At 54.5% G+C, this 5886-nt stretch carries 4 protein-coding genes and 1 pseudogene; all 5 read left to right on the plus strand.

The genetic code is table 11. From position 1 onward, the window contains the following. Positions 1–135, plus strand: a pseudogene (nagB, locus tag ACLQ7H_RS00510) (glucosamine-6-phosphate deaminase); the annotation flags it as partial. An 18-nt stretch (positions 136–153) separates the two neighbouring features. Beyond that, a complete protein-coding gene (nagA, locus tag ACLQ7H_RS00515) occupies positions 154–1293 on the plus strand; it encodes an N-acetylglucosamine-6-phosphate deacetylase (protein ID WP_411750985.1) in 1140 nt (379 codons plus the stop codon). A gap of 26 nt (positions 1294–1319) precedes the next feature. Continuing rightward, positions 1320–2540 carry a DNA-binding transcriptional regulator NagC gene (gene nagC, locus ACLQ7H_RS00520; RefSeq protein ID WP_411750986.1) on the plus strand — a complete coding sequence of 407 codons (1221 nt, stop codon included), beginning with the start codon at positions 1320–1322 and terminating at the stop codon, positions 2538–2540. 67 nt (positions 2541–2607) lie between these two features. Continuing rightward, positions 2608–3360, plus strand: a complete 753-nt coding sequence (locus ACLQ7H_RS00525) for an HAD-IIA family hydrolase (protein ID WP_024483189.1) — start codon at positions 2608–2610, stop codon at positions 3358–3360. Between the two features lie 595 nt (positions 3361–3955). Continuing rightward, positions 3956–5620, plus strand: a complete 1665-nt coding sequence (gene asnB / locus ACLQ7H_RS00530) for an asparagine synthase B (protein ID WP_411750987.1) — start codon at positions 3956–3958, stop codon at positions 5618–5620. Positions 5621–5886 lie beyond the last annotated feature (266 nt).

Genomic DNA, 5886 nt, shown 5'->3' on the forward strand with positions numbered 1-5886 from the left:
CTGTGGACCATTAGCTGCCTGCAGCTGCATGCCAAAGCCGTGGTGGTTTGTGACGAACCGTCCACCATGGAACTGAAGGTGAAAACCGTTAAGTATTTCCGCGAGTTGGAAGCGGAAAGCGTTAATAGTCTTTAATTTTTTGCAGGGGGCTACATGTTCGCTTTAACCCAATGCCGGATTTTTACCGGCCACGACGTGCTTGATGACCATGCGGTAGTGATTGCTGATGGCCTGATTGAACGAGTCTGCCCACTGGCCGAGCTGCCAGCGGGTATCGAAACGCGCGATCTGGGTGGCGCCATCCTAGCCCCCGGTTTTATCGACGTGCAGCTTAACGGCTGTGGCGGCGTACAATTTAACGACTCACTGGAAGCCATCTCGGAAACCACGCTGGAAATCATGCAGCGCGCCAACGAGAAATCCGGCTGTACCAGCTATCTGCCAACGCTGATCACCTGCAGCGACGATTACATGAAGCACGGCATCAACGTGATGCGCGCTTATCTGAACAACCATCCCAATCAGGCCCTTGGCCTGCATCTGGAAGGGCCGTACCTGAGCCTGGAGAAGAAAGGCACCCACAACCCGGCGTTTATCCGCAAGCCTACCCGCGAGATGATCGACTACCTGTGTGCCAATGCCGACGTGATCAGCAAAGTGACCCTGGCGCCAGAAATGGTGGAACCACACTTTATCAAACAGCTGAGCGACGCCGGTATCGTGGTGTCCGCAGGCCACTCCAACGCCACTTACGATCAGGCACGCGTTGGTTTCGCCGCTGGCATTACCTTCGCCACCCATCTGTACAATGCCATGCCGTACATCAGCGGCCGCGAGCCGGGCCTGATGGGCGCAATCTTCGACACGCCAGAAGTGTATACCGGCATCATTGCCGATGGGCACCACGTTGCCTGGGCGAGTATCCGTAACGCCAAGCGGGTAAAAGGTGATAAATTGGTGCTGGTTACCGATGCGACTGCACCAGCAGGCGCAGATATCGATCAGTTTATCTTCGCGGGTAAAACCATTTATTATCGTGATGGCCTGTGCGTTGACGAAAACGGCACTCTGAGCGGTTCCGCACTGACCATGATCGAAGCGGTGCAAAACAGCGTAGAGCATGTCGGTATCGCACTGGACGAAGCGCTGCGTATGGCGACGCTCTATCCGGCTCGTGCTATCGGTGTCGAACAGCGTTTAGGCACTATCGAAGCCGGCAAGGTCGCCAACCTGACCGCATTTACCCGTGATTACCAAATCACCAAGACCCTCGTTAACGGCAACGAGGTTTAATCCATGAACAGCGAGTAAAATTATTGATGAGCACTGGCGGACAAGCACAAATAGGGAATGTTGATTTAGTTAAGCAACTTAACGGCGCGGCAGTGTATCGCCTGATCGACCAGCAAGGCCCGATCTCGCGCATTCAGATTGCCGAACTCAGTCAGCTTGCCCCCGCCAGCGTCACTAAAATTACTCGCCAACTGTTGGAGCGCGGGCTGATCAAAGAGGTCGATCAGCAAGCCTCCACCGGTGGCCGCCGTGCCATTTCCATTGTCAGTGAAACCCGCAATTTCCACACCGTTGCCGTCCGCCTGGGCCGTCATGATGCCACCATCACTCTGTATGATATGGGCGGTAAGTCGCTTGGAGAGGAGCACTACCCTCTGCCGGAACGCACCCAGGAGACACTGGAAAACGCACTGCTCAACGCCATTGCGCAGTTTATCGAAAGCTACCAGCGCAAACTGCGCGAACTGATCGCCATTGCCGTGATCCTGCCTGGCCTGGTCGATCCGGCTTTGGGCGTGGTGCGCTATATGCCGCACATCAGCGTCGATAACTGGGCCTTGGTCGATCATCTTCAGCAACGCTTCAACGTCACCAGCTTTGTCGGCCACGATATCCGTAGCCTGGCCTTGGCGGAACACTATTTCGGGGCGACCCGGGATTGTGAAGACTCCATTCTGGTGCGCCTGCACCGGGGCACCGGTGCCGGGATCATCGTCAACGGCCAAATCTTCCTTGGCAATAACGGCAACGTGGGGGAGATTGGTCATATTCAAATCGATCCCCTCGGCGAGCGCTGCCACTGCGGTAACTTCGGCTGCCTGGAAACCGTGGCGGCCAATGCCGCTATTGAACAGCGCGTACGTCATCTGCTGACTCAGGGCTACCCCAGCAAAATGACGCTGGACGACTGTAGCATTGCCGCCATCTGCAAAGCCGCCAATCGCGGAGATTTGCTGGCCAGCGAAGTGATCGAACACGTTGGCCGCTATCTGGGCAAAGCGGTAGCCATCGCCATCAACCTGTTTAACCCGCAAAAAGTGGTGATCGCCGGTGAAATCACCGAAGCGGACAAAGTGCTGTTACCCGCCATCCAAAGCTGCATCAACACTCAGGTGCTGAAGGATTTCCGCAGAAACCTGCCGGTGGTCACTTCCGAACTCAATCATCGTTCAGCGATCGGTGCTTTTGCCCTGGCTAAACGGGCAATGCTCAACGGTGTACTTCTCCAACGGCTGCTAGAAAGTTAAACTGCCTGTTTGGCAGGGATGCATTTCTGGCTTTTTGCCCTGCCGTTTATCATGAGACCCCGCATCAATGACTATCAAAAACGTGATATGTGACATCGACGGCGTGCTGCTGCATGACAATACCCCGATCCCTGGTGCCGATCTGTTCCTGGCTCGTATTCAGGAGCAGGGAATGCCGTTGGTGGTGCTAACCAACTACCCTTCGCAAACCGCCCAGGATCTGGCCAACCGCTTTGCCGCCGCCGGCCTGGACGTGCCAGAAAGCGCGTTTTATACCTCAGCGATGGCGACGGCCGATTTCCTGCGCCGCCAGGAAGGTAAAAAAGCCTATGTGGTGGGCGAAGGCGCACTGATCCACGAGCTCTACAAAGCCGGCTTTACCATCACCGATATCAACCCGGATTTCGTGATCGTGGGCGAAACCCGTTCCTACAACTGGGACATGATGCATAAAGCGGCCTTCTTTGTGAACAACGGGGCGCGCTTTATCGCCACCAACCCGGATACCCATGGCCATGGTTTCACTCCCGCCTGTGGGGCGCTGTGTGCTCCTATCGAGAAAATCACCGGCCGTAAGCCGTTTTATGTCGGCAAGCCTAGCCCGTGGATTATCCGCGCCGCGCTGAACAAGATGCAGGGACATTCGGAAGAGACGGTGATTGTCGGGGACAACCTGCGCACCGATATCCTGGCTGGCTTCCAGGCCGGGTTGGAAACCGTGCTGGTGCTGTCCGGCGTCTCAAACCTGAACGATGTTGAATCCATGCCGTTCCGCCCGAGCTATATCTTCCCATCCGTGGCGGATATCACTATTTTTTAAGCCCCAAGTCATGGCCCCTAACCCTAACCCTCTCCCACAGGGAGAGGGGACCGATCGAGTTCGTTGATCGCTTGGCGTAATACCTTACCTTTCTTGTTCTTACACCCTACTTTCCGAAGTCGCACAAGCTAATCAAGATCTCCGGACAGCTCCCTCTCCCTGTGGTGACCGATCCAGTTCGCTGATGTTTCGTCGTTCTTCCCGCAGTAGCAAAGGTTCGCCTTCAACATCCCCCTTATTGCAGATTAAACTTCTGCACGTGACAACGACTCTGCGCTAGCTCCCTCTCCTTGTGGGAGAGGGTTGGGGTGAGGGGAAGCATCGATCATCGAAACGCCTGAAAATTTATCCCGCACTCACCTCACTCGGCAATAAATTACATATTCGACAATTTTTACCGCCTAAAAGTGAACATCCGCTAATTTTAACACCCCACCCCAAGACTATTTTTCAGCGTAACGTTAAATCACTTGCATATACCTCAACTTTTGACGCATTTTCATTATCAGAAGGCAGCAAAGCCGCACCGTTGACTTTACATGCAGGCGCGCTGTACATCACATCACCGCCATAAAATGTCGTTAGGAGAGTTTGTATGTGTTCTATTTTCGGTGTGCTCGATCTGAAGTCCGATCCGGTGGAATTGCGCAAAAGAGCGTTGGAACTGTCCCGCCTGATGCGCCATCGCGGCCCAGACTGGTCCGGAGTCTACGCCAGCGATAAAGCCATTCTGGTTCACGAGCGCCTGTCGATTGTTGATGTGAATAACGGTGCACAACCGCTGTATAACGCTGCGCACACCCACGTATTGGCGGTTAACGGTGAAATTTATAACCATCAGGCCCTGCGTCAGCAGTTGGGTGAGCATTATCAATTCCAGACCGGCTCCGACTGCGAAGTGATCCTGGCGCTGTATCAGGAAAAAGGCCCGAACTTCCTGGACGACCTGCAAGGTATGTTCGCCTTTGCCCTATACGACACAGAAAAAGACGCTTACCTGATTGGCCGCGACCATCTCGGTATCATCCCGCTGTATATGGGGCACGATGAGCACGGCAACCTGTATGTCGCTTCTGAGATGAAGGCGCTGGTGCCGGTCTGCCGCAGCATTAAAGAGTTCCCGGCAGGCAGCTACCTGTGGAGCCAGGACGGTGAAATCCGCGAATACTACCAGCGTGATTGGTTCGACTATGACAACGTCAAAGACAACGTCACCGATGCCAACGCCCTGCGCAACGCGCTGGAAGAATCGGTAAAAAGCCACCTGATGTCCGATGTGCCTTACGGCGTGTTGCTCTCCGGTGGGCTGGATTCCTCGGTGATTTCTGCCATCACCAAAAAATATGCCGCGCGCCGGGTAGAAGATGATGAGCGCAGTGAAGCCTGGTGGCCGCAACTGCACTCCTTCGCCGTCGGGCTGGAAGGTTCCCCGGATCTGCGTGCGGCTAAAGAGGTGGCTAACCACCTTGGCACCGTCCACCATGAAATCCACTTCACGGTGCAGGAAGGCCTGGATGCCATCCGCGATGTGATCTACCACATCGAAACCTACGACGTCACCACCATCCGCGCCTCCACGCCAATGTATCTGATGTCACGCAAGATCAAGGCAATGGGCATCAAAATGGTGCTGTCTGGTGAAGGGGCGGATGAGGTGTTCGGCGGCTACCTGTACTTCCATAAGGCGCCAAATGCCAAAGAATTCCACGAGGAAACCGTGCGTAAACTGCTGGCACTGCATATGTACGACTGTGCTCGTGCCAACAAAGCAATGTCTGCCTGGGGTGTAGAAGCCCGCGTGCCGTTCCTGGATAAAAACTTCCTGGACGTGGCGATGCGCATCAACCCGCAGGATAAAATGTGCGGCAACGGCAAGATGGAAAAGCACATTATTCGCCAATGCTTCGAGTCTTATTTGCCAGCTAGCGTGGCCTGGCGCCAGAAAGAGCAGTTCTCCGACGGTGTCGGCTACAGCTGGATCGATACGCTAAAAGAAGTCGCTGCCAAGCAAATTAGCGATCAACAGCTTGAAACCGCACGTTTCCGCTTCCCGTACAACACGCCAAACAGCAAAGAAGGCTACCTGTACCGCGAGATTTTCGAAGAGCTGTTCCCACTGCCAAGCGCAGCGGAATGTGTTCCTGGCGGCCCTTCTGTAGCCTGCTCGTCGGCAAAAGCCATTGAATGGGACGAATCCTTCAAAAAGATGGACGACCCGTCAGGCCGTGCCGTAGGCGTACACCAGTCAGCCTATAAGTAAACCGTCACCGTTTTACCTTCGGCGGGCCTGATGGCCCGCTTTTTTGTGGATGTTTTCAACCATTAACCACGTTAATTGATGTTTTTATCGGCAACCTGTTCACAAGCCAGTCAAACAACACCTCCAGTCGCTTTTTCGGGAAAAAACTTGTTGACGCAAAACGACCATATACGCATAATGCGCCCCGCAACGCCGATGAAGGTTGCGCGAAAAAAGATGGCTACGTAGCTCAGTTGGTTAGAGCACATCACTCATAATGATGGGGT

This window comes from Serratia sp. (in: enterobacteria) (assembly GCF_046715635.1).
Classification (GTDB): Bacteria; Pseudomonadota; Gammaproteobacteria; order Enterobacterales; family Enterobacteriaceae; genus Chania.

What these genes read in the sequence shown, in the direction of transcription:
- nagC (WP_411750986.1), top strand. Translation starts at nt 1,320, where the DNA reads ATGAGCACTGGCGGACAAGCACAAATAGGGAATGTTGATTTAGTTAAG.
- nagA (WP_411750985.1), top strand. Translation starts at nt 154, where the DNA reads ATGTTCGCTTTAACCCAATGCCGGATTTTTACCGGCCACGACGTGCTT.
- asnB (WP_411750987.1), top strand. Translation starts at nt 3,956, where the DNA reads ATGTGTTCTATTTTCGGTGTGCTCGATCTGAAGTCCGATCCGGTGGAA.
- ACLQ7H_RS00525 (WP_024483189.1), top strand. Translation starts at nt 2,608, where the DNA reads ATGACTATCAAAAACGTGATATGTGACATCGACGGCGTGCTGCTGCAT.